This is a genomic window from Peribacillus psychrosaccharolyticus ATCC 23296 (assembly GCF_000305495.1).
In the GTDB taxonomy this organism is placed as follows: Bacteria; Bacillota; Bacilli; order Bacillales; family DSM-1321; genus Peribacillus; species Peribacillus psychrosaccharolyticus.
In genome coordinates, this window is the sequence record NZ_AJTN02000104.1 from 1 (window position 1) to 1,515 (window position 1,515).

The 1,515-nt window shown below is 43.1% G+C and carries 1 protein-coding gene and 1 pseudogene; both read left to right on the forward strand.

Translation table 11 applies throughout. The features are described from left to right. Positions 1 to 986 (forward strand): exosporium glycoprotein BclB-related protein (locus WYK_RS06245; RefSeq protein ID WP_040373700.1); only part of this gene is annotated, 986 nt, incomplete at its 5' end. Between the two features lie 329 nt (positions 987 to 1,315). Then, positions 1,316 to 1,515 (forward strand): annotated as a pseudogene (locus WYK_RS06250) (hypothetical protein); the annotation flags it as partial.

The following is a 1,515-nucleotide window of genomic DNA, read 5'->3' on the forward strand; positions in this document are numbered from 1 at the left end:
AAGCAGGAGCGACAGGAGTCACCGGAGCAACCGGAGAAGCAGGAGCAACTGGAGTCACAGGAGCGACTGGGGAAGCAGGAGCAACTGGAGTCACCGGAGCAACCGGGGAAGCAGGAGCGACAGGAATCACAGGAGCAACTGGGGAAGCAGGAGCGACAGGAGTCACAGGAGCAACCGGAGAAGCAGGAGCAACTGGAGTCACCGGAGCGACTGGGGAAGCAGGAGCAACAGGAGCAACCGGAGAAGCAGGAGTCACAGGAGCGACAGGAGTAACGGGAGCAACAGGAGTCACAGGAGCAACCGGAGAAGCAGGAGCAACAGGAGTCACAGGAGCGACAGGAGTAACGGGAGCAACCGGGGAAGCAGGAGCGACAGGAGTAACGGGAGCAACAGGAATCACTGGAGCTACAGGTGAAACAGGAGTCACCGGAGCAACAGGAATCACTGGAGTAACCGGAGCAACTGGATCTGGTGCTATTATTCCGTTTGCATCAGGACTTCCAGTTACTGTAACTACTATTGTAGGCGGTCTTATTGGAACGTCAGCCGCATTAGGTTTCGGAAGTGCTGTTGACAATGTCGCTATTACTGGCGGGACTATTGATCTTACTGGTGCAGCTGGTACATTGCTTAATGCTGCATTTTCATCTCCACGTACTGGTACGATAACATCCTTAGCTGCTTACTTTAGTACTACCGCAGCACTAACTCTAGTTGGGTCAACTGTATCAATTACTGCACAATTGTATCGTTCTTCAACACCTAACAATGTCTTTACGGCTGTTCCAGGAGCAACGGTAACATTAGCTCCAGCATTGACAGGTGTTATAACATTAGGCTCTGTAAGTAATGGAATTACAACAGGGTTAAATATACCTGTAACGGCTCAAGAACGTTTCTTATTGGTATTTTCGGCAACAGCGGCAGGCCTTTCTTTGGTAAATGTTGTCGTAGGTTATGCAAGTGCAGGTCTTAACATCATTTAATAATAGAAGAGATTGTTTTTTAGCTATAGAAGGTTTGCCTAATGGGTAAACCTTCTATTTTTTTTAAAACATTATCGGTCTTCTGTCATCCTAATTACATAAAATAGGTTTTTTTAGATAGTTATACATAATAGTACACATGAAGGGTAGCTTCATCAGATTGTTGACACGTACTAGCACTTATTAAGTTGTGTTGAATAAAGTGTATATATGTATTTGTTCTTACTTTATATCAATTGAAACTGTCATGATTATTAATAAAATCTGGTGATTCTTCACCTACACTCATATTCAAACAATAATTTAATAAATGAAAGTGGTGAGCTCAATTGTCTATGCCGAACATACCGAATATTACCCCGATTATTGATTTAGATCGATGTGACACCATTAATCTTTTACTTTCTTCCATTGCCCTGGAGGAGATTGGTTTATCTCATATTCTTAATGCTGAAGGAGAAAAGCTCCAACATTTTCTTAAACAATCATCTAATTGTTTAGATGATTATTTAATTATTAACGAAAGTAT